General features: G+C 70.0%; 20 protein-coding genes and 3 pseudogenes. 8 read left to right on the top strand and 15 right to left on the bottom strand.

What is annotated here, in order from left to right:
• Positions 1-409 precede the first annotated feature (409 nt).
• A complete protein-coding gene (locus tag H293_RS0130635) occupies positions 410-2386 on the bottom strand; it encodes an APC family permease (RefSeq protein WP_020121646.1) in 1977 nt (658 codons plus the stop codon).
• A gap of 518 nt (positions 2387-2904) precedes the next feature.
• Here H293_RS0130635 and H293_RS0130625 point away from each other — a divergent pair.
• Positions 2905-4209 (top strand): FAD-dependent monooxygenase, encoded by a 1305-nt coding sequence (locus H293_RS0130625; RefSeq protein ID WP_020121644.1) that lies wholly within the window; start codon positions 2905-2907, stop codon positions 4207-4209.
• Between the two features lie 250 nt (positions 4210-4459).
• Here H293_RS0130625 and H293_RS0130620 read toward each other — a convergent pair whose 3' ends face one another.
• The 3 genes and pseudogenes from H293_RS0130620 to H293_RS52950 all read right to left on the bottom strand — a co-directional run.
• Complete coding sequence (locus H293_RS0130620; RefSeq protein ID WP_020121643.1) at positions 4460-6097, bottom strand: type 1 periplasmic-binding domain-containing protein; 1638 nt, start codon at positions 6095-6097, stop codon at positions 4460-4462.
• 5 nt (positions 6098-6102) lie between these two features.
• Positions 6103-8244, bottom strand: a complete 2142-nt coding sequence (locus tag H293_RS0130615) for a hypothetical protein (RefSeq protein ID WP_020121642.1) — start codon at positions 8242-8244, stop codon at positions 6103-6105.
• A 349-nt stretch (positions 8245-8593) separates the two neighbouring features.
• Positions 8594-8897: pseudogene (locus H293_RS52950) on the bottom strand (MSMEG_6728 family protein); the annotation flags it as partial.
• Between the two features lie 195 nt (positions 8898-9092).
• Here H293_RS52950 and H293_RS0130605 point away from each other — a divergent pair.
• Positions 9093-9809 (top strand): DUF4232 domain-containing protein, encoded by a 717-nt coding sequence (locus tag H293_RS0130605; RefSeq protein ID WP_020121641.1) that lies wholly within the window; start codon positions 9093-9095, stop codon positions 9807-9809.
• Positions 9810-10042: 233 nt separating this feature from the next.
• On the opposite strand, the gene H293_RS0130600 is transcribed toward H293_RS0130605, so the two are convergent.
• Together H293_RS0130600 and H293_RS0130595 are read right to left on the bottom strand one after the other, a co-directional pair.
• Entirely contained in the window at positions 10043-10822 is a 780-nt protein-coding gene (locus H293_RS0130600; protein WP_020121640.1) for a thioesterase II family protein, read from the bottom strand.
• A 16-nt stretch (positions 10823-10838) separates the two neighbouring features.
• Positions 10839-11120, bottom strand: a pseudogene (locus H293_RS0130595) (3-hydroxyacyl-CoA dehydrogenase family protein); the annotation flags it as partial.
• On the opposite strand from H293_RS0130595, the pseudogene H293_RS52945 reads away from it, so the two are divergent.
• Positions 11034-11749 (top strand): annotated as a pseudogene (locus tag H293_RS52945) (MBL fold metallo-hydrolase). The pseudogenes H293_RS0130595 and H293_RS52945 sit on opposite strands and share 87 nt — an antisense overlap.
• 160 nt (positions 11750-11909) lie before the next feature.
• Here H293_RS52945 and H293_RS0130585 read toward each other — a convergent pair.
• The 4 genes from H293_RS0130585 to H293_RS0130575 all read right to left on the bottom strand — a co-directional run bounded on the left by H293_RS0130585 (position 11910) and on the right by H293_RS0130575 (position 14202).
• Complete coding sequence (locus H293_RS0130585) at positions 11910-12386, bottom strand: MSMEG_6728 family protein (protein WP_020121638.1); 477 nt, start codon at positions 12384-12386, stop codon at positions 11910-11912.
• A gap of 10 nt (positions 12387-12396) precedes the next feature.
• The gene (locus H293_RS0130580) at positions 12397-12633 is read right to left on the bottom strand and encodes a hypervirulence associated TUDOR domain-containing protein (RefSeq protein WP_020121637.1); all 237 of its coding nucleotides are present in this window, start codon (positions 12631-12633) and stop codon (positions 12397-12399) included.
• Positions 12581-13372, bottom strand: a complete 792-nt coding sequence (locus tag H293_RS57510) for an SDR family oxidoreductase (RefSeq protein ID WP_259294558.1) — start codon at positions 13370-13372, stop codon at positions 12581-12583. Before H293_RS57510 ends, H293_RS0130580 begins: the two co-directional genes overlap by 53 nt.
• Before the next feature lie 143 nt (positions 13373-13515).
• Positions 13516-14202, bottom strand: a complete 687-nt coding sequence (locus tag H293_RS0130575) for a GAP family protein (protein WP_020121636.1) — start codon at positions 14200-14202, stop codon at positions 13516-13518.
• Positions 14203-14444: 242 nt separating this feature from the next.
• Here H293_RS0130575 and H293_RS0130570 point away from each other — a divergent pair, with 242 nt between their 5' ends.
• Complete coding sequence (locus tag H293_RS0130570; RefSeq protein WP_078612698.1) at positions 14445-15416, top strand: YhjD/YihY/BrkB family envelope integrity protein; 972 nt, start codon at positions 14445-14447, stop codon at positions 15414-15416.
• 97 nt (positions 15417-15513) lie between these two features.
• Here the strand turns inward: H293_RS0130570 and H293_RS50220 are convergent, their stop codons facing one another.
• Together H293_RS50220 and H293_RS0130560 are read right to left on the bottom strand one after the other, a co-directional pair.
• Positions 15514-16803: a chloride channel protein gene (locus tag H293_RS50220; RefSeq protein ID WP_020121634.1), complete on the bottom strand. Its 1290-nt coding sequence runs from the start codon at positions 16801-16803 to the stop codon at positions 15514-15516.
• Between the two features lie 298 nt (positions 16804-17101).
• Entirely contained in the window at positions 17102-17512 is a 411-nt protein-coding gene (locus H293_RS0130560; protein WP_020121633.1) for a DUF7144 family membrane protein, read from the bottom strand.
• 343 nt (positions 17513-17855) lie between these two features.
• On the opposite strand from H293_RS0130560, the gene H293_RS60405 reads away from it, so the two are divergent.
• Complete coding sequence (locus H293_RS60405; protein WP_020121632.1) at positions 17856-17984, top strand: hypothetical protein; 129 nt, start codon at positions 17856-17858, stop codon at positions 17982-17984.
• A 331-nt stretch (positions 17985-18315) separates the two neighbouring features.
• On the opposite strand, the gene H293_RS0130550 is transcribed toward H293_RS60405, so the two are convergent.
• Positions 18316-19734: a DUF2252 domain-containing protein gene (locus tag H293_RS0130550; RefSeq protein ID WP_020121631.1), complete on the bottom strand. Its 1419-nt coding sequence runs from the start codon at positions 19732-19734 to the stop codon at positions 18316-18318.
• A gap of 251 nt (positions 19735-19985) precedes the next feature.
• Complete coding sequence (locus H293_RS0130545; protein ID WP_259294557.1) at positions 19986-21329, bottom strand: hypothetical protein; 1344 nt, start codon at positions 21327-21329, stop codon at positions 19986-19988.
• Between the two features lie 195 nt (positions 21330-21524).
• Between H293_RS0130545 and H293_RS0130540 the strand changes: the two genes are divergently transcribed.
• Positions 21525-21968 carry a DUF6325 family protein gene (locus H293_RS0130540; protein WP_020121629.1) on the top strand — a complete coding sequence of 148 codons (444 nt, stop codon included), beginning with the start codon at positions 21525-21527 and terminating at the stop codon, positions 21966-21968.
• Positions 21969-22003: 35 nt separating this feature from the next.
• A complete protein-coding gene (locus tag H293_RS0130535; protein WP_020121628.1) occupies positions 22004-22291 on the top strand; it encodes an SHOCT domain-containing protein in 288 nt (95 codons plus the stop codon).
• A 141-nt stretch (positions 22292-22432) separates the two neighbouring features.
• On the opposite strand, the gene H293_RS58530 is transcribed toward H293_RS0130535, so the two are convergent.
• A complete protein-coding gene (locus H293_RS58530; protein ID WP_158694453.1) occupies positions 22433-22585 on the bottom strand; it encodes a hypothetical protein in 153 nt (50 codons plus the stop codon).
• A gap of 586 nt (positions 22586-23171) precedes the next feature.
• Between H293_RS58530 and H293_RS0130525 the strand changes: the two genes are divergently transcribed.
• The gene (locus H293_RS0130525) at positions 23172-24104 is read left to right on the top strand and encodes an aldo/keto reductase (RefSeq protein ID WP_020121626.1); all 933 of its coding nucleotides are present in this window, start codon (positions 23172-23174) and stop codon (positions 24102-24104) included.
• Positions 24105-24703 lie beyond the last annotated feature (599 nt).

Here is a 24703-nt window from a genome sequence, read left to right as displayed (position 1 = left end):
GACCAGCGGCGCGAACTCGTCGATCTTCCTGGGCACTACCTGGCCACTGGCCGAACGGCGCGGTGGTGTCGCCGGACCCGCGAGGTACTTGCGGACCGTCTTGCGGTCCAGCCCCGTCTCACGGGCGATCTCCGACAGGCTCATCGCCCCGGACTCCAACAGCCCACGAAACCGCCGAAGTTCCGACCACCGCTGCGGATCCAAGACCACTGTCGACCACCCCCTGCCGCAGCACACCGACTACGCAGCAGAGTGCCGACCAGGATCCCTCAACACATCCGCAACTGGCCGCATTCGCCCGTACGTGGGTGGGGACGTTCAGGTGTACGCCGACACCACGCCCAGCCCTCGGGCCGCCGGGCCCCATGCGCCGGCTTTGTGCCGGAGCCGTTGCGGGTGGGGCGTGGTGTCAGCCTGCGACGTGGATGCCGGGGCGGCGGGCGGGGTCGGGCTGGTGTCGGCGGATGATCTCGCGGGTGACGGGGGCGGTGTCGCCGCGGCCGAGGAGGAAGTAGCGGAACATATGGGTCAGAGGACTGCCTTCGGCCCAGGCGAAGTAGCAGTGCGGCTGAACGCCGGTGCTCTCATGCAGGGTGAGCAGGATCGCCGCGATGGCGTTCGGCGCGGCGGGGGCCTCGGCTCGCAGGATTCGGTGCCCGTCGATTTCGACGCCGTGGACGGTGAGGGTTTCACTGAAGTCGGAGGGGTCGACCACGTCTATCTCCAGGAACAGGATGTCGGCGAGACCGGGCACGGGGTTGGTGGCCCGCTGCTCGCTTTCCTTGTCCGCGTACTCGGCGCCGTCTCCGGCTTGGCGGCGGTTGGCGATGATGTTGATGGCGTTGTCGTGAGCGAGGGTGTCGGCGATGAACTGGCGGGCGGTCTCGTCAAAGACAATGTCGTCTGCCCGCAGTTCGGTAGTGCGTGAGATGCGGGAGATCAGCGAGACGGTGATGATGCCCAGGATGAACATCGCCGAGATGGTGATGCCGTCCGGCTTGTCGATGATGTTGGCCACCAGCGCGTAGAGCAGTACCGCGGTGAGCGCAGCGAATCCCACGGACACGGTGCGCTGGCGGCGGTGATGGGCGGAGACGGTGACGGCGAAGGCGCCGGAGACCATCATGGCGAGGATCCCGGTGGCGTAGGCACCGGCCTGGGCTTCGACGTCGGCGCCGAAGGCGAGGGTGATGAGGACGCACAGGGCCGTGTAGACCAGAACGACGGGGCGCACCGCACGGCCCCATTCGGGGGCCATGCCGTAGCCAGGCAGATAGCGCGGGACGATGTTGACCAGTCCGGCCATCGCGGAGGCGCCCGCGAACCAGAGGATCAGGATGGTGCTGATGTCGTAGGCGGTCCCGAAGGCTTCCCCGACGTGTTCATGAGCGAGCCAGGCCAGGGCCCGGCCCTTGGCCGCGCCGCCCTCCTCGAACTCCTTGTGCGGGATGAGGACGGTGGTGACGAAGCTGGCGGCCAGCAGGTAGAAGCTCATGATGAGCGCGGCGGTCGTGAGCAGTTTGCGGGCGTTGCGGATACGGGAATTCAGTCGCTGTTCGGTGGTCTCGCCCTCGGCGGAGATGAGCGGCATCATGCTCACCCCGGTCTCGAATCCGGACAGGCCCAGCACCAGCAGCGGGAAGGCCAGCAGTGCGGGCCCGGCCAGGTCGCCCACTCCGTCGCCTTCGCCGAGAGCGTTGGTCCATGCCGAAAGGGCGCCCGGGGTCGTGAACACCTCCATCAGGCCGACGCCGATGGTCACCGCGTTCAGCGCGAGGAAGACGGCGACCAGAGGGATGGCTACGCTGACCGCTTCGCTGAAGCCCAGCAGGAACACCCCGCCAAGGAGCAGCAGGAGCGCCACGGTGATGACGACCTCGTGTCCGTGCAGTGCCTGCGGGGCATAGGAGCTCTCCACAAGATGGACGGATGCGTCGGCCGCGGACAGGGTGATCGTGATGATCCATGAGGTCACCACGAACCCGAGCAGGACCAGGACGAACAGCTTGCCTCGCCAAAACGGCAGCAGGTCCTCGAGCATGGCCACCGAACCGGCCCCGTGCGGACTCTCGCGGGCCACCCGCCGGTACATCGGCAGCATCCCCAGCAGGGTCAGAGCCACGAGCACAAGTGTGGCCAGCGGAGAGACCGCACCGGCTGCGACGGCGGCGATCGCCGGCACATAGGCCAGACTGGAGAAGTAGTCGACGCCGGTCAGGCACATCACCTTCCACCAGGCATGGGACTCGCCGGCACCTGTCTCCGCCGCACTGGCCGGCTGCACCCGGTGCCGAAGCAACCACCGCGCCAGACCGCCACCCTGGCGCTCCGGTACGGCAGAGTCCTCCACCGCATCCGCAGCGGCCAGATCGTTCACGTCCGTCATATCCCCCACACCCTTGAATCCGACCAGCTCAACTCAGCGTGCGAGGCTCCACAGCCCCGCGACGATCATCGAGTATGCGGCCTCCCAGGACGTCCGCCTCACCCCACCCGGACGACAGGATCCAAGACAAGGCCCATCCCCGTCCTTTCTTCCCACCACCTGGCGGTCAGCCGAGCCGGGCGTCCAGTCCAGCACCTTCCCACAGCCACCTCGGCAGTCTGCGTGCGGGGCGGGCGTTGCCCGAACAGATGGAGCGTGCGGCCTTGCGGGTCTCAAGAAACAGTGGATGCGGCCCGCCGACCATTCGTTCCGCACCATGAAGTCGACCGCGACCTCACTCCGGGGGCTGCTGAAGGTCATGCAGCTGCGACCGCCGTAGGGCCGGACTCCTTCGACGAGCAAGCGTGGACGCGATCTCGGCCGTACCGACGAGTTTTGTGCGGATCCGCAGTCCACACCCTGGATCCACCGACGGCGGTGGTCCTGTGCTGGAAACGTTCCAGCACAGGAGGCAGCACATGGAGGCAGTGATGGGCGTCAACGACTCCGCTCAGGAGCGCACGATCCCGACGGGCGAGCAGGGGACGCGAGTGAGCCGTCCCAGGGTGTTGGTCGCGGGGGCGAGCATCGCGGGACCCGCCCTGGCCCACTGGCTGCACCGGCGGGGGGCCGAGGTGACCGTGGTGGAGCGGGCTCCCGAGCTGCGTCCCGGCGGGCAAGCGGTGGACGCGCGCGGCATCGCCAAGGAGGTCATCGGGCGCATGGGGCTGGACGCGGCGGTCCGCGCGGCGTGCACCGACACCGCCGGCGCGCACACCGTGGACGCGGACGGGAAGGTACTGGAGACCTTCCGCGCGGACGACGACGGTGGCGACGGATTCATCGCGGACATCGAGATCCTGCGCGGGGACCTGTCCCAGGTGCTCTACGACGACACCCGCGACGGCGTCGAGTACATCTTCGGCGACCGCATCGCCGAGCTCGCCCAGGACGGGGACGGGGTCGACGTGGTCTTCGCGGGCGGCGACCGGCGGCGCTTCGACCTGGTGGTCGGGGCCGACGGGCTGCACTCGGAGCTGCGGGCGATGGTCTTCGGGCCGCACGAGCGTTTTCTGCGCCACCTCGGGCACGTGCTGGCCTTCTACAGTGTGCCCAACGAGTTCGGGCTGGACCGCTGGCTGCTCGAGTACCAGGACCAGGAGTCCGGGCGCTCAGCCCTCCTGCGCCCCATCCAGGACGCCACCCGGGCGATGGCCATGTTCTACTGCGCCTCGGCCGACTTCGCCGTCGATTACCGTGACGTCGCGGCCCAAAAGCGCCTGCTGCGTGAGCGGATGGCGGGCCTGGGCTGGCTGGCCCCGGACATCCTCGCGCACCTGGACGACACCCCGGACTTCTACCTCGACCAGGTCGCCCAGGTGGTGATGGACCGCTGGTCGAGCGGACGAGTGGGGCTGCTCGGGGACGCGGCGTTCAGCTCGTCACCGATGTCCGGACAGGGCACCGGGCTGGCCCTCGTCGGCGCCTACGTACTGGCCGGAGAGCTGGCCGCCGCCGAGTGGGACCCCGGCACCGGGTTCGCCCGCTACGAGGCGCGGATGCGCTCGTTCGTCGAGGCCAACCAGGAGATCGGCCGATTGAACGCCCGCACCCGCGACGTCCCCGGGCCGGACGCCGAGCCGCTCCCGGATTTCACCGGCGAATGGTTCACCGAGCTGGTCGGGCGCGCGATCAACGGCGTCGAGCTGCCCGACTACGCGGGGGCGCCGGACTGCGCCGCCCCGGCTGCATCCCCGATCACTCGTCAGCCAAGGCGTAGGTGACACATAACGTGTCGAGAGGGACCACGGCTTGGTAGGACACCCCCCCCCGGACGACCTCCGCTCAGGCCGCGTGGTGCGCGCTTCGGCGAAGCAGATGCGGCAGCGACCGAGGTCGCGCCGAGGAACGCCTCCGCCACCAGGCTCGCGCCTTGAGCGCGTTCCTGCAGCACCAAGGGTGGCAGGCCCCCAATTGGCAGGCCCCGTACCCGACATCCTCAAGAAAAGCGCTGGGTAGAGAGGGCCGGCTGTCTCAGGAAGTGCCGCTCGGGATCACGCAGTTCTTCGGCTGTTCCTTGCCGGTGGGCCAGCCCAGACCGACGAACTTCAGGGACCCGCGCACGCCCTGGCCCGGGTTCAGTTCGACCACCGCGACCGGCTTGTCGTACGGATTCCCGCCGCTGGTCAGGCAGATCAGGCCACTTGTGCCCCTCACCCGGTGCACCGACTGGAGTTTCGACCACTCCTGGCGGACGTCCGTGAGGCTGGGCGCGTGCTCGGCGTCGTTGCCCTGTACCTCGTGCAGGGCCGTGCCGACGGTGACGAGGCCGTCGTAGACGAGCATGGTGCGGGAGTCCTCCAGGTTCGGAGTGGAGCCGAGGTTCGTGCCCGCTTTGCTCGTGCTCTCGATCAGGTCGTTGAGGCCGTCCAGGGCCGCCTTGGGCTCCGTGAGGTACTGGGGGAGTTCGCTCGCGGTGGGCTCGCGGTGGTGGGACTTCTTCCACTGCTTGGTCCAGGCGGCCAGTTCGATGTTCCAGGCGGCCGGGTGGGCGGGGGCGGCATACTGGACCGTCACCTTGGCCCCGCCGTCCTCGCCGCGCAGTTGCGCCCAGTCCTTCTCGGACATGTTCTGCCGCAGAGAGGCGGCGTCGGAGCCGCTGATCAGGGTGAAGTGACGGTCCGCGCACGTCTGCTTGGCGAGGGTGAGCGCGAAGATCCGCAGGTGCAGCGTGCGCCCCGCGAAGTAGACCGTGTCTGCCGCGGAACCGCAGATGTTGTTGGCGATCTGCTCGAACTGACTGCCGGTCGAGCCGGCCTCGTCGATCCCCGGGGACTCGAAGGACATGTCGGCGGGCCCGGCCGGACCCGTCTCCTTGATCCCCCGGAACGCGCTCGCCAACGACTGGGCGTAGGCGTCCGGGCGGGTGTCGTAGACCAGCACCGACCTGGCGTCTTCCCGGCCCCGCTCGCCGTTGAAGTTGGCCAGGGCCTTGGCCGCATCGCCGTTGGTGGGGATGATCCGGGCAAGGCCGGGGAATCGTTGCTTCCGCCCCTCGACGTTCGCGATCCCGTCGCCGCTGATCCGGGAGGCGAGCACCGGGACACCGCTTTCCGTCAGACGTGCTACGGCCTTCTCGGTGGCGTCGAGCGTGAGGTTGAAGCCCGTGACGGCCCGCAGCTTGTCCCTCTCGGATTGGGCCATGTCGAGCAACGCGTCCACGACCTTGTCCTGATGGCGGTAGCTCATCCCCGGATTGGCCAGCACCAGCCGGATCCTGGGCACTTGGCCCACGCCCGAGTTGGCCTGCCGCTGTCCCAGATACGCGCCCTGGAGGTCGCTGCGCATCTGCCGCCGTAGCCCCGCCGTGGTCGACTGGAGGGGCAGCACCATCGCCACGGTGACGTGGGGCTGCTTCGCGATCCTCTTGTTCTCCTCCGAGATGGCCTTGACCACGGCGCTTATCTCCGGTGTGCCGAAGTCGTAGCCCGCGCCGTCGACGCCGATGCACTCGCCGCCGATCTTCTCGATGCCGTCATGGCAGGTGTCCGGCCTCTGGATGGCGGGAATGCCGTACACGCCGGCGGCCACGAGCACCGCCACGCCCGCCAGCGCGTAGAGGATCCTTCCCCACCGGGGCAGCCTGTTCCACCTGGGTATCCAGCCGGGCATCCCGGTTACCTCCTTCGGCCGAGCTGATCGGTGCATGCGCAGCGGAGCAACGGCTGCTCGTTCGCGGCCAGTCGGCTCCACTGGGTGGCTGTCGGGCCGAGTTCTCCGGCGCCGTCGAAGTCCATGGTCGACAGCAGTCTCAGCAACTGCTCCAGCGTGCCGGCCATTTCGCCTCCGGTCGGCCTGGTGCGCTCCTCGCACAGCCATACGGCGTGCAGCAGTTGGTCGACGGTGCGGCGCAGCGGCGCTCCCTCGACCGGTACCAGACCCTGGGCGCGCTTGCGGCGCTCGTCCGCCCCGCCCGGATAGGGCGCCTGGGCGATCTCCAGCAGTTCCTCGCACCACTGGCGGGGGCGCCCGGGGAGGGTGGCGGCGAGATGGCGCACTACATCGTCGACGCCGCCCGAGACGAGGTGGTGGTTCATCTGATGGGTTGTCACCGAGCGGAAGGCACCGCCGCTCGGCTCGCTCACGGCGTAGTGGTCGCGCAGCAGATGGTGGTCGGCGTACCAGGCGGCCCCGTCGTGCTCCAGCCCGTACAGTCGGTGCACCAGCAGCTGGCGCAGGCCGAAGTCCCCGATGAAGTGCCGCTCGCAGCTGGGCCACCCGGTGTCGTTGAGCAGCTGCGCGACCTCGTGTGCCGACAGGCGCAGGACACGGCCTGCCTGGTGGTGGTGCAACAGCACGTCCGCGCACGCCAGGTCGTGCGCCACCGACAGATGGGTGAGGAGATCGAGCCACTGGTCATGGTGCTCGTGCGCAAGTCGCACCGGCAACTGGTCCAGGATCAGCTCCTCGAGCAGTACGTCCGTCACCGGACGCTCGGGGGCGCCGTCCGGGTGGTGCAGCTTGGCGTCCAGGATGGCGCGGTCGTTGTCGTCCGTCTCCATCCGATGGTCGGCGGCCGCGGTGGCCAGCCGGACCACCGTGTGCGGCCGGCCGCCGCTCAGCTGGGCCACGGCGGCGGTGATACGGCGGCGATCCGCACCGCCCTCCCGCTCCGCGCCCAGCTGTATTCGCTCGGTCGCCCGGCGGAGCTGGTCGCCGGTGAGGTAGGGCATCCGCAGTATGAGCACCCCGGCCGAGAGCGGGCCCCGGTCCCCTTCCGCGTCCCGGCGGCGGGACCAGGTGGCCGGCACCCCGTCAGCGGGCCGGAAGGCCGCCACCTCCCTCGGTGGCAGACCCCCGTGCAGGAAGTCCCCGCCGTCCGCCCGGCGCGCCGTACCCACGATCACCACGCGGTCGCGCTGTCCGTCCCGGCGGTCGGCGAGCACGGCGCGCAACAGCCGTTCGCCCAGCGGTTCTTCGGCGTGGTCCAGAAGCAGTCCCGGGCGGCCGACCCGGCCCAGCCAGCCCCCCAGACCGCCATACGCCGCCTCCAGATCCTCGCGCAGCGCCCGGAACAGGAAGCGCTCCGCGTCCTCCCGCCCCTCGCCGCCGGCCCGGAAGTCGACGGCGAGCTTGCGCAGCCCGTGCTTGGGCTGGCCGGCCGCGCCGGGATACTCGCCGTAGATCCGGGTCAGTTCCGCCTCGCCCCGGGGTGTCAGGCGCTCGAAGAGGGCGTCGAGCAGCGCGGTGAGAGCGGCGGCCCCGTCCTGGCCGAGGGCCTGCGCGGCCAGGACCTCCAACATGTTCCGTACGGCACCGAGGAGCGCGCCGCGCCAGACGTCGCGCGCCGACAGAGCGCGCAGGCGCGGCTGCTGCATCAGCTCCTCGTACCGCTCCACCTCTGTCGTGATCCCCGCGCGGGTGCCGTCCGCGACGCCCGTCGCGATCACCGCCAAGCCCGCGAAGAACCGCGGGAAGATGAAGGCGCCGCCCGTTCCCCGCCAGGTGTGCAGCAGCAGAGCGGCCTCGAACAGGGCCTCGGTCACCGCCGAGCGGGCACCCGGCTCCGGGCCGGCCCGGTCCGCGTACTCCGATGAGGCGCAGTCCAGACGGATCACCGGTACCTGGCGGGCGAACCGGGCGTGCACCGCCCGCAGTAGCCGCCCCTTGCCCATCCCCGGGCCACCGGTGAGCAGCACCACGGGCAGGTCGGAGCCGTACAACGGCTTGCGGTCCTCACCCGAGGGCGACCGGCCTAACAGGTAAGCGAAAAAACCGTCCGCGTCGAGGAGTTTCTCGAAGCCCAGGTCCTCATACACGCATCTCCCCCGTGAATGCCCTCCCGCCCGAGAGCGGGTGATCTGTGTGGTGGACGGAGATCAGTGGAACACGAGCCCTTCAGTCAGGACAATGGCTGTTATGTGAAAGGAAGTTGGTGGTGGGGATGGTGCCGTCGCAGCCGACGAGCCTTGGGCCTTCACCAGCACGCCCCACCCCCTGTGGCGTCAGGAGCAGTTGAAGATCGCTTCCCGCGTGCCGCGTGCTCGTTTCCCGTGAAGAAAGCACAGCCAGTGCGGTTCGTCGCCCTGGCACCGCACGTCCACGGGCCGTTGCACCCCGGGAGCCGTCGTGATCACCCCGACACCGGCGGAACGCGACATCCACCGCGTCGGACGCGGGCCACTCGTAGGGGAGGTCGTCAGGGACGCCGGGGAACAGCTCGCCGCGCGCCTCCGGGTTCTTGCGGACCAGCGCCGAGCGATGGCTTTCGTGGAAGGCCTCGTCACCGTGCCGGGGCGGCAGCTGGCCCACGGCCGCCGGCTCCGCCGGCCGCGTACCCGGGGGTCACCAGCGAGGCAGCGCAGCTGTCCAGGTGCCCCTGCTCACCCCAGACCCGGCAGATCTCCAGGCCGTACCGTACGAGTGCCTCCAGGTACCCCGCCCACATCCGCACGGCCGGACGCCGGCGCCAGAGCGCGAACGGCTTGTGGGCCGCCGTGTTGCCGGACTTGGCGCTACGGGGGCGTTCCATGGTGGTTGTGGCCGGGTTTCGTCACTGGAGGGTCACAGGTCGGAGTGTGGGAGAACTGCCGGCTCCACGGTGCTGTCTGCTTCGGCGGGGCGGCCAGGAGCCGCGCTCCTGACAACTGGAACTCGGGGGAACAGCATGCGGTACGTGAACAAAATGCGCGGTTCGGCGATGGCGGTCGTCGTGGCGTCAGCGGCGCTGGCGCTGGCAGGCTGTCAGCCCGGTGGGGGCGGCGCGGACACCGCAGACGGCGGCCTCACCCCGTCCGGGACCGTCAGTTCAGCGGCCTCCTCCTCCGCGGCCGGCGCCCCGAAGCCCGGCAGCTCTGCCTCCGGTTCCGCCACGCCCTCCGGCCCCTCGACGCCCTCCGCCTCCCGGCCCGCGTCCTCCGCACCCGCTCCGGGCGGTCCGGCGGCAACCTGTTCCGCGGGCAGTCTGAAGGCGACCGCCCGTCAGGCTGCCGTGCGGCCTGACGGTACGGGGACCGGGGCGGCCGTCGTCGAGTTCACCAACGTGTCCGCACGGACATGCGTCCTCAAGGGGCACCCCACGGTGGCCGGTGCCGCGAACGGCTCTCCCGAGCTGAACGTGCCGCTCACCGTCAAGCCGACCGGAACCGCAGCGTCAGTGAAGCTGGCTCCCGGCGGCAAGGCGTGGGTGAAGCTGACGTTCGTGCAGGTGCAGGGAGAGGCCGACGGGTACTGCGTGTCCGGTTCGGCGCCCGTGGTGTATCCCACGATGGTCGTCCGGCTGCCGGGGTCCGGCGCACACCAGGTGGCCCTGGACGACGGGCAGTTCGCCGAGTGCGACGACACCGTGACCGTCACCGCCGTATCCGCGGTCCAGCCTGCTTGACCGATCTCGGACGCGGCACCCGCCCGCCCAGCAGGACGATGTCGAGCGGAGCGGGGTCAGTTCTCCCCGCCCGCCGATGGTGGCGGGTCCGTCGTGGATGACATGGATGCGGCCTGGAGCGGCTGCCGGAGTTGTGCCCAGCCTGTGGCGTGCGCCCGTCGAGCAGGCCGGCTCCCTGCCCTGGACCCGGCAGGAGCGTTCCCTCGATGTACGGGCGGCGGGGGTCGGCCTCCTCACGGCCTGCGAGCGGGGTCTCGGTACCGGACAGGGAGCGGGGGCAGCCCCTTCGTGACCTCCTCGGCCACTCGCTCCTGGTGCGCGGTCAGGAAGAAGTGGCCGCCGGGCAGCGAGTGCAGGGCGAAGGTATCCGTCGTGTGCTCGCGCCAGGCGGCGGCCTCGTCGGCGGAGACCTTCGGGTCGTCGGTGCCGGTGAACACGGTCAACGGGCAGTCCAGGGGCGGGCCTGGCTCGTAGCGGTAGTTCTCGACGATCCGGAAGTCGGCGCAGATGGCGGGCAGCACCATCCGGACGAGTTCCTCGTCGGCGAAGACCCGGTCGTCGGTGCCGCTGAGCCTGCGGATCTCCCGGAGGAGCCCGTCGTCGTCCAGCCGGTGGGCGTACTCGGGCCGCTGCCGCGAGGGCGCCCGTCGGCCGGAGACGAACAGGGCGGCCGGGACGTGTCCTGCCCCCGTGAGGCCGCGAGCGACCTCGAACGCGAGCACGGCCCCCAGACTGTGGCCGAACAGGGCGAGCGGCCGGTCGGTCCAGGGCAGCAGCTCCTCCACGACCGCGCCCGTGAGCTCGGCCATACTTTCCACGCACGGTTCGCCACGACGGTCCTGTCGCCCGGGATACTGGACCCCCAGCACCTCCACCTCGGGGCCCAGCAGCATCGGCAGGCCTGCGAAGAAGGTTGCCGAGCCGCCGGCACGGGGCAGACAGACCAGGCGGAACGGTGCGGTGGGTCGCGGCTGGAATCGCCGTATCCACAGGGTGCTCTGAGGCTCGGTCATGGGGCTCCGTAGAGGTTCATCGGGCGGCCTGGGTGTCGTAGCGATGGAAGCCCCGGCCCGACTTGCGGCCGAGCCGGCCCTCCTCGATCAGGCGGTCCAGGAGGGGCGGGACGGCGTGGTGGGGGTCGCCGGTGCGGCGCTCCATCGTGCGCGCGACATCGGCGATGGTGTCGAGGCCGATGAGGTCGAGCACGGCGAGCGGGCCCATGGGGTGGCCGCAGCCGAGGGCCATGCCGCGGTCGATGTCCTCGGGGGTGGCCACGCCCGACTCGTACATGCGGACGGCGGACAGCAGATACCCTCCAGCGGAGCCCCCGCCGGTCTCGGCTCCATCGACGTGGTTCTGCTCTCGCGCGACGAGCACCCCGACAACCTGGACACCTCCGGCCGGTCCCTGCTCGCCGACGTCGCGCTCACCCTCACCACCCCCGGCGGCGGAGAGCGCCTCAAGGACAGGGCCACGGGCCCGGCCGACTGGGAATCCATCGAGCTGAACCGCCCCGACGGCGGCACGATCACCGTGACCGGCGTCCCCGCCATCCACGGCCCCGGCCCGCGTGAAAGGGTCGAGCTGGTTACCGGACAGGTCGTCGGATTCGTTCTGACCGGAGAGGGACTGCCGACCGTCTACGTCAGCGGCGACAACGCTTCCCTCGACGCGGTCAAGGAGGTCGCCGAGCGCTTCGCCCCCATTGACACCGCTCTCCTCTTCGCCGGCGCCCCCCGCTTCCCCGAACTCTTCGACAACCAGCTGATCGTCCTGAACAGCGCCCAGGCCGCTGAGGCCGCCCAACTCCTCGGCGCCCGCCGCGTGGTCCCGTCCACTACGACAGCTGGGCCCACTTCACCGAAGGCCGCGACGAGCTGATCGCCGCCTTCACCGCCGCCGGTCTGGCCGACCGCCTGGACTGGGGCCGACGAGACTGAGCTCCAACGCCTGAAGCGCCGGCGGCACCAGCGAGACTCCACGCCGCTCACATCCGGGGGCCGTCGGCCCGCCGACACCACGGGCGGTCAATTGGGTGGGTTCCTGCGGGCCCCTCGGCGCGCCGGAACAGAGCCTGGCCCAGTTGTTCCCGGACCGCCGTCAGCACGGCTGCCCCTCCCTGTCGGACGCGGGCCACACATACGGGAGGTCGTCGGTGACGCCGGGGAACAGCTCGCCGTACACCTCCGGGTCCTTACGGACCAAGGCCGAGCGATGGCTTTCGTGGAAGGCCTCGTCGCCGTGCCAGGGCGGCAGCTCGCCGGCGGCAGCCAGCGCCGGCTGATCGCGTACCGGGGTGCCAGGGTGTACGGCGGCCAGTCCGGCCACCAGCGAGGCAGCGCAGGTGTCCTGGTGCCCCTGCTCGCGCCAAACCCGGCAGATCTCCAGGCCGTACCGTACGAGTGCCTCCTCGTACCCCACCCACATCCGTACGGCCGGATGCCGACGCCAGCCGTATCCCGGCACCGTCAGGCCGCGCAACACCTGCAAGGCCTCAACCCGCTGTTTGCCCAGCCGTCGCCGGTCCAGCAACAGAGCCGTCCGCCGGAAGTCCGGGTGGGGCAGGAAGGTCTGCATCGGCGCCCGCTCACTTCTTGCGCAAGGCGGACGGCTTGTGCACCGCCGTACTGCCGGACTTGACACTGCGTACCTCGTACTGCGGCTCCTCCTTTGACGCGTCCACGGTGCGGCCTGCGGCCTCGGTGCGTCGGGTGAGCTTGCGGACGACCGTGCCGTCGGCGGTACTGCCGTGGCTCCTCCAGGTCACCTCGTCACCCCGCGTGAAGTTGTCGCTGCGAGCCCTGCCCTTCGCCTTCTTCGTCATGGCGGTTCCTCCGTTCCTCTCCATCCAGGACGCGATCGCCCGGTGCGGCGCGCGCCGGGGGCAGTGCGCCACGCGACACCCGCAACACCACGGGCGCGTACACGGTCGTACGGCACCGCTCCGGACCGTCGACCAGGCGAGCGGCAACCGTGTACACGGGGGCACTCCCGGCGCGGCCAGGGCGGGCATGTGAGCGCGCGATTCGGTCAGGCGGTCGTAGTGAAGCGAGCTGGAGGAAGCGGGCCGCCGTATCGAGCACGTCGGGCAAGGAGGCGCGGACCCTGTGGGTGCTGCCGGTCAGGTCGACGTCGATGCCGTGGTCCCACGTGGCCGGATCCGAGTCGACGCACGGGCCGCCCTCCGCGATGCCCTCGGCGGCCACCGCTGCCGAAGGCCGGCCGAGACCCTGTCGTACCGTCCGGGCGTCCGCCCCCACCGCGGCGGGGTCCGTGACGTCGACCTCGACGGCCGGCTCCTCCAGAGGCGTCTTCTCGCAACCCGGGCGTCGCGGCGAGCGACGTCCCGGGCCGCGAGCGGCTCCGGTGACGGCGACTGTCCATCCGACAAGCGGGCTGCTGCGCAAGGGATGCCCTTCCCTTCGTTCGGGTGCGTGTCCTGCACCAATACTTCGGCACGGAAGTGGCGCTCGGATGCGTTCCACGTCCCGCGAGGCGGCGGGCGCCCCTCGTGGTCGGGGCGGCCGCGGCTGGAGCAGTCTGCCCAGCGACTGAAAAGTCATCGACGACGTCGCGAAGCAGCCACGCGGCTGGGGCGAAGCTCTCGGTGAGGGCAGCTCGGGAATGCCCGGGAATGCCCGGGTCAATGGGCCCCGCACCCCCCTCCCCGCGGGCTCGCGGGCTCGCGGGCTCGCGGCAGGAAGGCTCAGGACGTCAACTGGGCGATGCTTCTGCTCACCAAGAACAATCCGGCCACCAATGCCACGGCCACCAGCGCCTGCTCCTGGTGGGTCGTGATCCAGGTGCGGAGCTTGCCCAGGCGCACTCTGGCCGAGTCCGGAGCGAACGTCGTGTAGACCTCCATCGCCAGCAGACTGCTCGTGGCGAGAAGGCAGTATCCGAACAAGGCCAGATAGGAGGATGCGTGGGACATGTCGGCGCTGATCACCGTCGCCGCGCCGGCTGCCACGAGCCCCCACGGCTGGAGCAGCGGAGCCAGCCCCGCCGCGGTCCACAGGGAGATCTGGTCGAGTCGCGCCATCAGTCCGCCGGAGGACTTGTGCCGTCGGCCGGAAGGGGCGACGGCCTCCTCACCGTTCTTGCGCCGGGACTGGTGCCGGTGCCGGTGCCAGCCGTATCCGACGAGTCCCAAGCCGATAGCGAGCTTGACGGCGGAGGAGGCAGTGGAGGGCGGGGAGTGGGGAGCCGGCGGTTTGCCGCCGGTGGTGAGCAGTACGGCGGCCAGGACGGCCACGAAGCAGGCGAGCCAGGCGAGGATGAAGACCAGGCCGTTCCAGACTCCGCCACGCGCCGACAGCACCAGTACGAACGCGGTCACCGACAGGGGGAACACGGCGATCGCGAGGCCGATGACCACCAGGTCAAGCACCATCACAGCCCCCGCGCGCTGGTGAGTGTCCGGCCACGGCACGACTGTCGATCATGACTTCAGTCTCCCCGCCGGTTCCGCACCTCACAATTCGTCGGCGGCGAGGCCGGTCCGCGCCGGAGACTCATCCGGCCTAGTAGCCAGATCACCCCTTCACACCTTTGCGTACGACATTGTTGACCCATTCGGCCCTGCGGCGTACACCTGCCGGGGCCGCGTGGTCTCCGGGGCGGCACCCTGGCAGCATGCAGCCAGGGACAGGGACCGGAAGAAGGCGCCCGGACCGTCCGTCGCGCCGGGCGGCGCTGCGGGAGCGTGCCGCCTCGACGGGGGCCCGGCTGGTGGGACTGCGCACCCGGGCCGAAAACCGGTTCCCCGTGATCACACATCTGCTGTCGCACCTGATCTCGGTGAACGTGTTCGACTCCGCGACCCGGCTGGCCGCCCAGACGTTCCTCACGGCCGTGCCCCTGCTGTTCGTGGTGGGCTCCATCGCCCCGGAGTGGCTGCGTGACCAGTTGGTCACGTCCTTGCACGACGCCTTCGGTCTCACCGGAAGCGCGAACGCCGAACTGAACAAGGTTCTCCAGGGCACCGATGAGCCGTCCGACGAGCTGCGGCAGACCACTGGCGTCGTCGGCGGGCTGATGGTGCTCCTTTCGGCCACCGCGTGCAGCCGCGCCATGCAACGGTTGTGCCAGCGGGCCTGGAGCCTGCCCAAGGCGAGCGCGCGGGTGGCCGCCTGGCGCTGGATCGCCTGGCTCGCGACATGGCTGGCCATGTTCGCCGTACAGGGGAGTCTGCGCAACGGCTTCGGCCTCGGACTGTGGCTCGGCGTACCCCTGCTGCTGATCGCAGAGGTCGGCATCTGGTGGTGGACGCAGCATCTTCTGCTGGTCGCGCGCGTGCCCTGGCGGCCGCTGCTGCCGGGTGCGCTGCTGACCGGGACGGCCCTGGCCGTCCTCACCTCCACCGCGTCGCTGTACGTGCCCCGGGCCCTCAACCACAGCCTGGAGAAGTACGGCTCTATGGGTGCCGTCTTCACGCTGTTGTCCTGGCTCATCACGCTCTGCGTGGTGGCGACTCTGTGCCTCACGGCCGGCGCTGTCATCGCCCGCGAACCCTGGGCCGCCCGCCATCTGGGCACACCTGAGCCGCCGGGCCCTCCGCCCGGCGAAACGCCGGCGGACGGCGCTCCGCACCACACACCACCGTGATGACCCGCACTTCCGAACAGTGCGGCCAGGCCAGGCCGCGCGGCCGACGGTCAGGGCAGCACGTGGACATCACGAACCCACCCGACCGTCATGGGCGTCAGTGAGCCGTCCGATCGCTCGGCTGCTCACCGGTCCCAGGGACGCCCGGGCCCTGCGGCAGCCGCTGGACGAGCACGAAGGACACGACCGCGGCCAGCACCACCAGCGCCACCGTGTCCACGTTGCCCAGCAGGAGCACGACCAGGACGACGCCGCTCACGGGCAGCCGCAGGGCCGCGGTCACCGAGGCCGCCATCCCGACCGCCATAGCCGGGACCAGCCCCAGACCGGGCAGCGGGGCCAGCAGCACACCGGCCGCCCCGCCCAGGAACAGAGCGGGGAAGACGGGACCACCGCGCAGACTGCCCAGACACAGCGCGTACGCCAGGCTCTTGAAAGCCAGCACCGCGATCAGGGCGCCCACCGGCCAGGCGTGCGGATCCCGCGCCAGATCGGAGAGGGTGGACTCGCCCGACAGGGCCGCCTCGGCGGGCGAGCGCCCCGTGGCGACGGCGTAGAGGGTGATGCAGACCGCCGCACCCAGCGCGCAGAGGGTGGTGTTGCGGACCGTCCGGGCCGCTGCGAACCGCGCAGCGAAGCGTCCGCCCACGAAGGCCCAGTGGACGAGGAACGCGAGGCCGGGCGCCAGCACCAGCACCCACAGCACGTCCGCCCAGTCGAGCGGCGGCGGTTTGGGCAGGCCGATGTCCAGGCTCCCCGTCTCGAAGCCGGTCCAGCGGACGAAACCGGTGAAGATCAGGTCGCCCACCCCGCTGGCCAGCAGTGCCGGCAGCATCACCGCGAACAGTTGCGGGCCGCCCACCCCGGCCACCTCGATCAGCAGCACCGCTCCCACTATCGGATTCCCGAAGAGCGCGGAGACGCCGGCCGCCGCCCCGGCAGCACTCAGCAGCGCCGTGCTCGCCTCGGTCTCCGGAGCCCGGGCCAGGTTCGCGAAGAGCAGAGCCAGTCCGCCGCCCATCGCGATCAGCGGTGCCTCGGGCCCCAGCACGACGCCGAGCGGCAGACCGACCAGAGCGGCGATCAAGACGCCAGGCAGCGCCTTTCTCGTGATGCCACCCGAGTGCAGGCCCCCCGCGGGTATGTGTCCGCCCCGGCCCGGAAACCGGGCGGCCACCACGCCGACCACGAGACCGGCCGGCGTGAGCAGGGGAAGCGCCCACCACCAGGGAGCCTTCTCCCAGCCCAGGTCCTTGGGCCAGTCCGTCCAGATCAGCTGCTCCAGCTGCTGGACCGCCACCAGGAACCAGAAGGCGATCAGCGCCACCGGAATGCCGATCAGGCCACAGAACACCAGGGCCTTGCGATACTCCGGCCGGCCCAGCATGGTTCTCAGCAGGTCGGCTTCCGGTGGCTGACTCCGCGCCGCGGGGCCGGAGCCACTCTCCGACGTCGTTCCGGCGATGGGTCCTCCCGAGTTCGGCGCCACACGATGGGGGCGCGTCGGCTTGAACCGTTGAGCAGGACGATGACCGGACTGGGGACCTGCGGGCCCTGGAGGAGGCGAGGTCGAATATCCGGCAAGGGCGTTTTCGTCCTGATGTGGGTCGGCAGGTCATGATGTGGGCCGACAGGCCATGCGGTGCGGGCGCCGTCAAGGACTTCCGCGGCGACCGGTACTTCGCTCAGCGTTCCCGCCGCACGACGCACAGGCCCCAGATGACGAAGGCGTACATCGCGATCAGGGTGAGTGACCAGACGGGGTAGTACGGGATCGACAGGAAGTTGGCGATGATCGCCAACCCCGCGATGCCGACCCCGACGACCCGGGCCCAGGTGGCACGCGTGAAGAGACCCGCACTCACGCTCATGGCGATCACTCCGAGCACCAGCTGGATCCAACCCCAGCTGGTCAGGTCGAACTTGAAGACGTAGTTGGGGGTGTTCACGAAGACGTCGTCGTTGGCGATGGCCATGATGCCCCGGAAGAGGTCCAGGACACCGGCAATGAACAGCAGGACAGCGGCGAACACTGTCAGGCCGCCGGCAGTCGCCTCGGCGGTTTCCGAGTGGCGGTGCGTCGTGGTGGTGGCCATGGTCGATTCCTCACTTCCCCGGCGAGAGGCGGCACTCAGCGCCTCACCTGTGAGCATGCGGAGTGATCCGCCGCCGGTGATCACCCGTTACGGGTGAGGTTCGGGAGGTCGACTCGCTGATGGTGGACGACCGCGGCTTCACCCTTGCGCTGACCTCCGGCGCCGAAAGCTCACCTCACCGCCGTGGCGCGTAGGTCGCGCAGCTCCCTCGACCGGCGGACAGGGCGCGCGGTGATCACTCATCCGCGTCGGGTGAGGCAGGACGGGCAATCCGTGGCCGGCGTTGATGGGCAGCCGGTCAGGACCCGGAGCAAAGCTCTGGTCGCGAGAGAGGACCCGGAGGATGGGCGAGGAAACGAACAGGCTCGACGGTACCGGCGTGCCCGGCGAGGCTGACACCCCCGTGTTCGACACTCTGGCCGAGTTGATCGCGCGACGCGTTCGAACCATCGGCCTGACCCCGACAACCTAGCTACCGCCCCGTGTCGCGGCCCTGGCGCGCTGGTGGCCACAGGCGCCTCCCCTGCCTCGTGCCTGCTCAACCTCGGCGCCGCCGAGAGATCGGCGTACCCCCGGAGAAGATCCAGGGCACCCTCGTCGCCGTCGCCCCCCCGTTGTCGGCAGCGCCCGCGTGGTGACCGCCGCCCGCGTATCAGCGAGGCCTTCGGGCTGCCCCTGTTGCCCGGCGGAGGCGAGGAAGAAGTTCGTCCTGCCGTTCCTCGGTGTGTTCGTCCACGTCCTGGCCCGCGGCAAGGACATGGGCCAGCGCCACTGACCCTGGCCGTGGCCGTGCCGTCGCCTCCTCAGGCGGCCTCCGTCGGCAGCCTTCCGGCGCTGATGGCGTCGACGAGCGCCTGGTGATCCCGTTCGTTCTGGTCGGCGTAGCGCTCGGCGAACGTGACCAGCGCCCGGTCGAAGGAGTCCCCGCCGCCCAGGTACGCGCCGATGGCGATACGGTCGCCGGACCTGGCGTGAGCGCGGGCCAGCGTCACCCCGCACAGAGCGCCGAACGTACGCATGCCCCGCGGCACCATCTCCTCGGCCACGGCGACCCACTTCCAGTCCCGCAACTGCCGTACGTAGAAGTCGCGGCGCCGGCCGTCGAGCCCCTCGACCCGCTCCCAGCCCAGGAAGATGTCGCTGGTGGCCTGCATCAGCCGCTGCCCGGAGACGACCCGCTCGCCCTGGGTCGGGTACGCGCTGGGCCCGACGTGCGGTGCCAGCACCGACTCGTCGGCCTCCTTCGCCTGGAGGAACAGGGGGTCCTCGTCGTCCCGCCCCAGCAGGAGCACGATCCAGCAGCGGGTGCCGACACTGCCGACCCCGACGACCTTGCGCGCCATGTCGGCCACCCGATACTGCTCCAGCAGGAACCGCCGGTCCGATTGCAGGGTCTTGCCGTAACGCTCGATCAACCGGGTGATCTGCTGCTGAAGCTGGCCGCGCCGCTCGTCCGGCAGCAGGTCCTCTAGGCGGATGATGAGCGGCGGATCCGGGGCGATACGGCGCTTGCCGTCGATGACGACCGTGAGTTTCTCGAAGACCTGGAGGGTGTCGTGGGAGCGCGCCTTGGCCAGGGCCTGCCCCCAGCGGTCCCGGCCCCGCGCGGAGACGTCCTCCCCGAACCGCTCCTCCACCCATTTCTCGTCGAACTGGGCGTACCAGACGGCCAGGTTGCCCATTCCGGCGAAAGCGCGCATGTTCTCGCGGTACGAGCGCACGGTGGCCTGTACGATCCCGGCCCGCTCCTTGGTGCTGAAGCCGTTCGCCCGGCCGGCGATGGCGAGACTGGCGGCCAGGCGTTTGACGTCCCACTCCCAGGGGCCCGGCAGCGTCTCGTCGAAGTCGTTGATGTCGAACATGAGGCGGCGCTCGGGTGAGGCCAGCAGCCGGAAGTTCAGCATGTGGGCGTCGCCGCACAGTTGGGTCCTGAAACCCGTCCTCGGCGTCTCCGCGAGATCCGACGCCATGATGGCGGCTGCTCCCCGGTAGAACCGGAACGGAGACTCGGACATCCGCCCGTAGCGGACCGGTACGAGCTCGGGCAGCCGCGTCGCCGACTGCTCACCGATGATCTCCAGCGGGTCCGGGCGTTTCGGCCCCGGCGCGAACTCGGCGTGGCTGGAGCGCGGGACTGCGGCCCGCGCCGCCTTGCCCAGCGCGGCCCGCTCCTGCGGGGTGCGGTGCCGCAACTCGCGGCCGTCCAGGTGGTTCTCTGTCATGACAGCGGCTCCCGGGGATGGCCGCCTCCGCGCCTACGGGGACGACGGGCCGTCAGTTGTGGGAGGTCCGCTCCGAGGTGCCCGCCTGTCGTGTGCCGTGTGGTGGCCGGTACCCCGGCCGGCGCAACCGGGCGCCGGTCTCGGAGCGTGCTCCGTCCTCGCCGTGCTCGCGGTCCTTGTGCCTGCGGGACGGCGGTTCACGGGCTTCCCGCATTCAACGTATCCCCCGAGGAGGCACCCGGCGAGCCGAGTCAGTGCGCGGCGGCGGCCCCGGCGTCCGCGCCGGAGGACGGCGTGGAGCCGTCATAGTCCAGGAACTCGCGGATCGCGAAGGCCGCCAACGTGATCACGGCCGTCCACACCACGACCGCCGTGGTGGGGTAGGTCCAGGTGAACAGGACGATCGCCGCGACCACCAGGATGACCACTCCGATCCAGCGCTTGAAGCGATGGACGAACCGCCCGACCGCCCCGAGCCGAAGGCCCGCCGAGGTCGTCACGTCGCGCAGGGCGCCGATACTCCTGCGGCAGCCGGTGCGAGTGACGACGGCGATCCGGGACGGCCCGGCGAAGAAGGCGCCGATGGCGGTGAACAGGGCGACCGCGGCGAGGGCACGGATACCGGCGCGCAGGAACTTGATCAGGGCGTCGTACACGGATCCCGCGGCGGCTTCGGAGACGCCGGCAGGCAGATGATTGAGGTAGACGTCCCGGAAAACGGTGAGGCCGATGCCGAGGATCAGCATGGCGGCGAACACCGCCAGGGCAGCCCCGATCAGCGCGTGCCGTCGGTTGAACGCCGTGTACACCCCTGCGGCCGCGATCAGCAGCGCGATGACGGGCAGCCAGCCGCCGAGGAGCTCCAGCACTCTCACATAGGACCTGATCTTGCCGAGGTCCTTCGACTGGAACACCACGAAGTTCGTGTGGACGGCCGGGATCTTGGCGGCGGGCGTAAAGCCGGCGGCGACCAGCTGGTCCTTGACCTCGGCGACGATCGGGCCCAGGTCGATGACGACCTGGTTGTTCTCCACCTTGACGGTGCCGTCGGCCTGGCCGGTCAGGGCCTTCTCCAGCGCCGCGTGCGCCCTGCGGTTGCCGTTCACCCAGACCTTCTCGAAGGCGCTGCTGGTGACCACCCGCTCCACGGTGCCGCTGACCAGCTGCTTGAGGCCGCTCTCGATCGGGCCGTCCAGATTGCCGATCAGCTTGGCCGCCTGCGGTGGCACACCCTTCGCCGAGGCCGCGTCAGTGAGCTGTTTGACCAGCGCGTCCACGTCGATCTGGGCCAGCACGGCGGCGGTGATCCGGTTGGTGGCCGCCTTCTGCACATCCGGGTCGCTCGCCAGCGGGCCGACGGTCTTCACGTAGCGGTCCGTGTCCTGGACGATGCTGTTCGCCCACACCGCGACGACGGACAGCATCGCCAGCAGTGCGGCGAGAAGGATCAGCAGAACGGAGCCGAGCGAGCGGAACGGGTGGTGCCGAGCCGCACGGGGCGGCCCGGCGCCCTCCAGGGCGTGGACCCGCTGCCGCAGTTCGGCCAATTCACCGCGCTCCTTGGCCGAGAGCTGTTCGTCACCGCTAGCGCTCATGGTGACCAGCACAGATGTCCGCCGTGGAACGCGCGACCCGGGTGGGCCGGGCGGGTGAACGGCGCACCGAGGTGCGAGGACCACGCTCCGGTGCTGCAATTGGGTGAGGAGCGTTCTGGGGGACGATGAGTCAGGGGAGCTACGGGGGCGACAGCCACGCGGGGGAAGACAGTCACGAGCACCAGAGGTGACGCCGTGAGCGACGAATTCGAAGACGTGGGCCCCATCGACTATCTGGTCGTCGAGTTCCCCGGTAACCGGATGACGGGCGAGGGCCTCCCCATCCTCGTCGATCTCGTGGACCAGGGACTCATCCGGATCCTGGACCTGGTGTTCATCAAGAAGGACGACGACGGCTCGGTGACCGGCATGGAGATCGCCGACTTCACCGGCGACGGCCACCTCGACCTCGCCGTATTCGAGGGAGCCTCGTCAGGACTCCTCGGCCAGGACGACATCGACGAAGCCGCCAAGGCGCTGGAACCCGGCTGTTCCGCGGGCATCCTGCTCTACGAGAACCGGTGGGCCGCACCCTTCGCCGCCGCCCTGCGCCGCGGCGGGGCCCGGATGGTCGCCTCCGGACGGATCCCGGTGCCCGCGCTCGTCGCAGCCCTCGACGCGACCGAGAGCGTCGGCTGAGCTGAACGCAACGGCCAGACCGAAGGGAAACAGTCATGCCAGGTCTCCTCCGCGGGGTCGCACGCACCGCCGTCGTCGCCGGAACGGCGACCGCCGTGTCGAACCGTGTGAACCGCCGGCAACAGGGACGATGGGCGGCCCAGGAGGCTTCCCAGGCGCCCCCGCCCCCATCGGCGTCCTACGCCGAACCGCCGACGGCTCCTCCGCCCTCCGACATGACCACCAAGATCGAACAGCTGAAGCAGCTCGGCGAGCTGAAGACCCAAGGTGTGCTCACCGAGGCCGAGTTCGAGGAGCAGAAGCGCAGGCTCCTGGAGGCGTGATCGCCGTTGCGGCGGCACAGGGGAGCCACCTGTGCAGCGACGGCGGCACGCGGTTGCCCAGGAGGCGGCGCTGCTCCACCCACCTGGGGCGGCCGAGCCGGATACTGCCGGCAGGGGCGGGCAGGTCAACCCTGCCACTGGTCAGGCGCCGTCGGTGATGTCCGTCAGTCCTGCCGTATCGCGCTGGGCCTCGATCTCGGCCAGCCGCTCGGACGGGGCTGCTTGGAGGAACCGGTAGGAGTCGCTGCCCAGGACCAGTCGCAGCGGGGCGGGGGGTCTGCTCCAAGCTGTCAATGATGCGGGTGGCCATCAGCGCCGGGTCGCCGAGGGACGGCCGACTGCGGTCCCGCGCTGCGCGCCGCTACGGCGGTCGCGCACTCAGCGTTCGCGGGCACGCACGCCGTCTGGCGCCAATCCATTTACATCCCGCAGTTCTCAATATCAGAACCAACAGCTGTTGGATTTCCAGATCGGCCATTTCTAGAGTGAGCACGCGACGTCACAGTGCACCGCGCACTCGCCAACGCGTCCGGGAGGAGGAAATTCATGCAGCATCGCATCCTCAGTGACCGGGCCGTCCCTGCCATCGGTCCCTACCGGTTCCACCGTCCGACCCCGGCGGTCGGCTCGAGTCGGTTCAGGACCAGTTCTCGCCCACCTTCCTCCCCTGGCGGTCGCTCGGCGGTATCGCGAACGCGATGGGCCTCGCAGAACGCCACAGAGCGATCCAGCAGGCCGCCGACGAGACGGGCACCGGCGTCCACCGAGTCACGCACGCTCGGGAGCTCGCGCTCGCGCCCTTCGCCGTCCCGATCCCCGGGGCCTCGCGCTCCGCAAGCATCCGCGACTCCAAACGTTCAAGTCACAGCGAAAGAGTCACATGAAAACCTTCACCCTGCCTGGCACCGACATGGTGGTTCCCAACGTCGTCCTCGGACTGATGCGCATCCAGGACATGCCCGACGAGGCGGTGCGCAGGCTCGTGAACACTGCGCGCGACACCGGCATCACGTTCCTCGACCACGCCGACGTATACGGCTCGGACGACCACGGTTGCGAGCGTCGGTTCGCTGAGGCCATGAAACTCAGCTCGTCGGAGCGTGAGCAGTTCGTCATTCAGTCGAAGGCCGGCATCGTCAAGGACGGGCCGTACTTCGACTTCTCTTATGACCACATCGTCGAGTCCGTGAACGGTTCGCTCCAGGCCCTGGGCACGGACTATCTCGACATCCTGCTGCTGCACCGTCCCGACGCTCTCGTCGAGCCGGAGGAAGTTGCCCGCGCCTTCGACGAGCTGTCGGCGGCAGGCAAAGTACGTGCCTTCGGCGTCTCCAACCAGACCCCCCGACAACTCGACCTGCTGCGCAAGTACGTGACGCAACCCATCGTGGCGAACCAGCTGCAGCTGTCGATCACTCACGCCCCGATGATCGCGCAGGGCGTCGCCGCGAATATGCAGGGCCTCGATCAGTCGGTCGTACGTGATGACGGAATCGTCGACTACTGCCGTCTGCACGACATCACCATTCAGGCGTGGTCGCCTTTCCAGGCGGGATTCTTCGACGGCCCGTTCCTCGGTTCCGAACGCTTCCCCGAGTTGAACGCAGTGATCGACCGGCTGAGCGGCAAATACGGCGTCCCGGCCGAGGCGATCGCGGTCGCCTGGATCACCCGTCATCCCGCGCAGATGCAGGTCGTACTCGGAACGACCACGCCAGAACGCGTCACGGCCGCCGCACTCGGTTCGGACATCCCGCTCACCCGATCCGAATGGTACGAACTGTTCCGCGCCGCCGGATACAAAGTGCCCTAGCCTCTGCCCCTTCCTGATGACCTTTTCGTTCGGTCGTCAGGCCTGACAACACCGGATCCCCGCGCTGACGCCGTGGCCATGAGTGGCCGTGTCACTGTCGTGGGGTCCGGTGCATTTCTCGTGACACGGTCTCCGACTCCGACTCCGACCCGACAACGGCCACCCCCGCAGCACGCTTGCGGCGGCAGCAAAGGCCTACGGCACTATGGGCAGATGGGATGCCGTGTGGCTGCTGCTTCCTCTACTGGGTCATGCCGCGCCCGAGGTGTACGGAGGTGGGCTTGGTGGCCTGGACTCCATGGCGGCCGCCAGGTTCCGGCCGGGGAAAGCGCGGCGGTCACCCGGCCGCTGGTGGCCCGGTCGCGGCGCCAACACCACCCTGGTCGGCGTGGCCAAGAGGGTCCTCACGGGCCCGGCGGAAGCACTGCCGGGTCTGCGGGAACTGGCGGACCGCACCCCCCTGGTCCGAGCCGCCGCGCTGTCGCTCCTGGACCCGCACCATGTGACGGACGCCGGCACCCCGCACGTTCTGCCGCTCTTCGTACGGCACTTGGACGACGTGAGTACGGGGGTGCGCCAGGTCGCCGCGGAGGCGGCTG

The sequence above is a fragment of the Streptomyces canus 299MFChir4.1 genome (assembly GCF_000383615.1).
Lineage (GTDB): Bacteria > Actinomycetota > Actinomycetes > Streptomycetales > Streptomycetaceae > Streptomyces > Streptomyces canus_C.
This window is presented reverse-complemented; position numbering and strand designations above follow the sequence as displayed.

What these genes read in the sequence shown, in the direction of transcription:
- H293_RS0130635 (WP_020121646.1), bottom strand. Translation starts at nt 2,386, where the DNA reads ATGACGGACGTGAACGATCTGGCCGCTGCGGATGCGGTGGAGGACTCT.
- H293_RS0130625 (WP_020121644.1), top strand. Translation starts at nt 2,905, where the DNA reads ATGGAGGCAGTGATGGGCGTCAACGACTCCGCTCAGGAGCGCACGATC.
- H293_RS0130620 (WP_020121643.1), bottom strand. Translation starts at nt 6,097, where the DNA reads ATGCCCGGCTGGATACCCAGGTGGAACAGGCTGCCCCGGTGGGGAAGG.
- H293_RS0130605 (WP_020121641.1), top strand. Translation starts at nt 9,093, where the DNA reads ATGCGGTACGTGAACAAAATGCGCGGTTCGGCGATGGCGGTCGTCGTG.
- H293_RS0130600 (WP_020121640.1), bottom strand. Translation starts at nt 10,822, where the DNA reads ATGACCGAGCCTCAGAGCACCCTGTGGATACGGCGATTCCAGCCGCGA.
- H293_RS0130585 (WP_020121638.1), bottom strand. Translation starts at nt 12,386, where the DNA reads ATGCAGACCTTCCTGCCCCACCCGGACTTCCGGCGGACGGCTCTGTTG.
- H293_RS0130580 (WP_020121637.1), bottom strand. Translation starts at nt 12,633, where the DNA reads ATGACGAAGAAGGCGAAGGGCAGGGCTCGCAGCGACAACTTCACGCGG.
- H293_RS57510 (WP_259294558.1), bottom strand. Translation starts at nt 13,372, where the DNA reads ATGACTTTTCAGTCGCTGGGCAGACTGCTCCAGCCGCGGCCGCCCCGA.
- H293_RS0130575 (WP_020121636.1), bottom strand. Translation starts at nt 14,202, where the DNA reads ATGGTGCTTGACCTGGTGGTCATCGGCCTCGCGATCGCCGTGTTCCCC.
- H293_RS0130570 (WP_078612698.1), top strand. Translation starts at nt 14,445, where the DNA reads ATGCAGCCAGGGACAGGGACCGGAAGAAGGCGCCCGGACCGTCCGTCG.
- H293_RS50220 (WP_020121634.1), bottom strand. Translation starts at nt 16,803, where the DNA reads ATGCTGGGCCGGCCGGAGTATCGCAAGGCCCTGGTGTTCTGTGGCCTG.
- H293_RS0130560 (WP_020121633.1), bottom strand. Translation starts at nt 17,512, where the DNA reads ATGGCCACCACCACGACGCACCGCCACTCGGAAACCGCCGAGGCGACT.
- H293_RS60405 (WP_020121632.1), top strand. Translation starts at nt 17,856, where the DNA reads ATGGGCGAGGAAACGAACAGGCTCGACGGTACCGGCGTGCCCGGCGAG.
- H293_RS0130550 (WP_020121631.1), bottom strand. Translation starts at nt 19,734, where the DNA reads ATGACAGAGAACCACCTGGACGGCCGCGAGTTGCGGCACCGCACCCCG.
- H293_RS0130545 (WP_259294557.1), bottom strand. Translation starts at nt 21,329, where the DNA reads ATGAGCGCTAGCGGTGACGAACAGCTCTCGGCCAAGGAGCGCGGTGAA.
- H293_RS0130535 (WP_020121628.1), top strand. Translation starts at nt 22,004, where the DNA reads ATGCCAGGTCTCCTCCGCGGGGTCGCACGCACCGCCGTCGTCGCCGGA.
- H293_RS0130525 (WP_020121626.1), top strand. Translation starts at nt 23,172, where the DNA reads ATGAAAACCTTCACCCTGCCTGGCACCGACATGGTGGTTCCCAACGTC.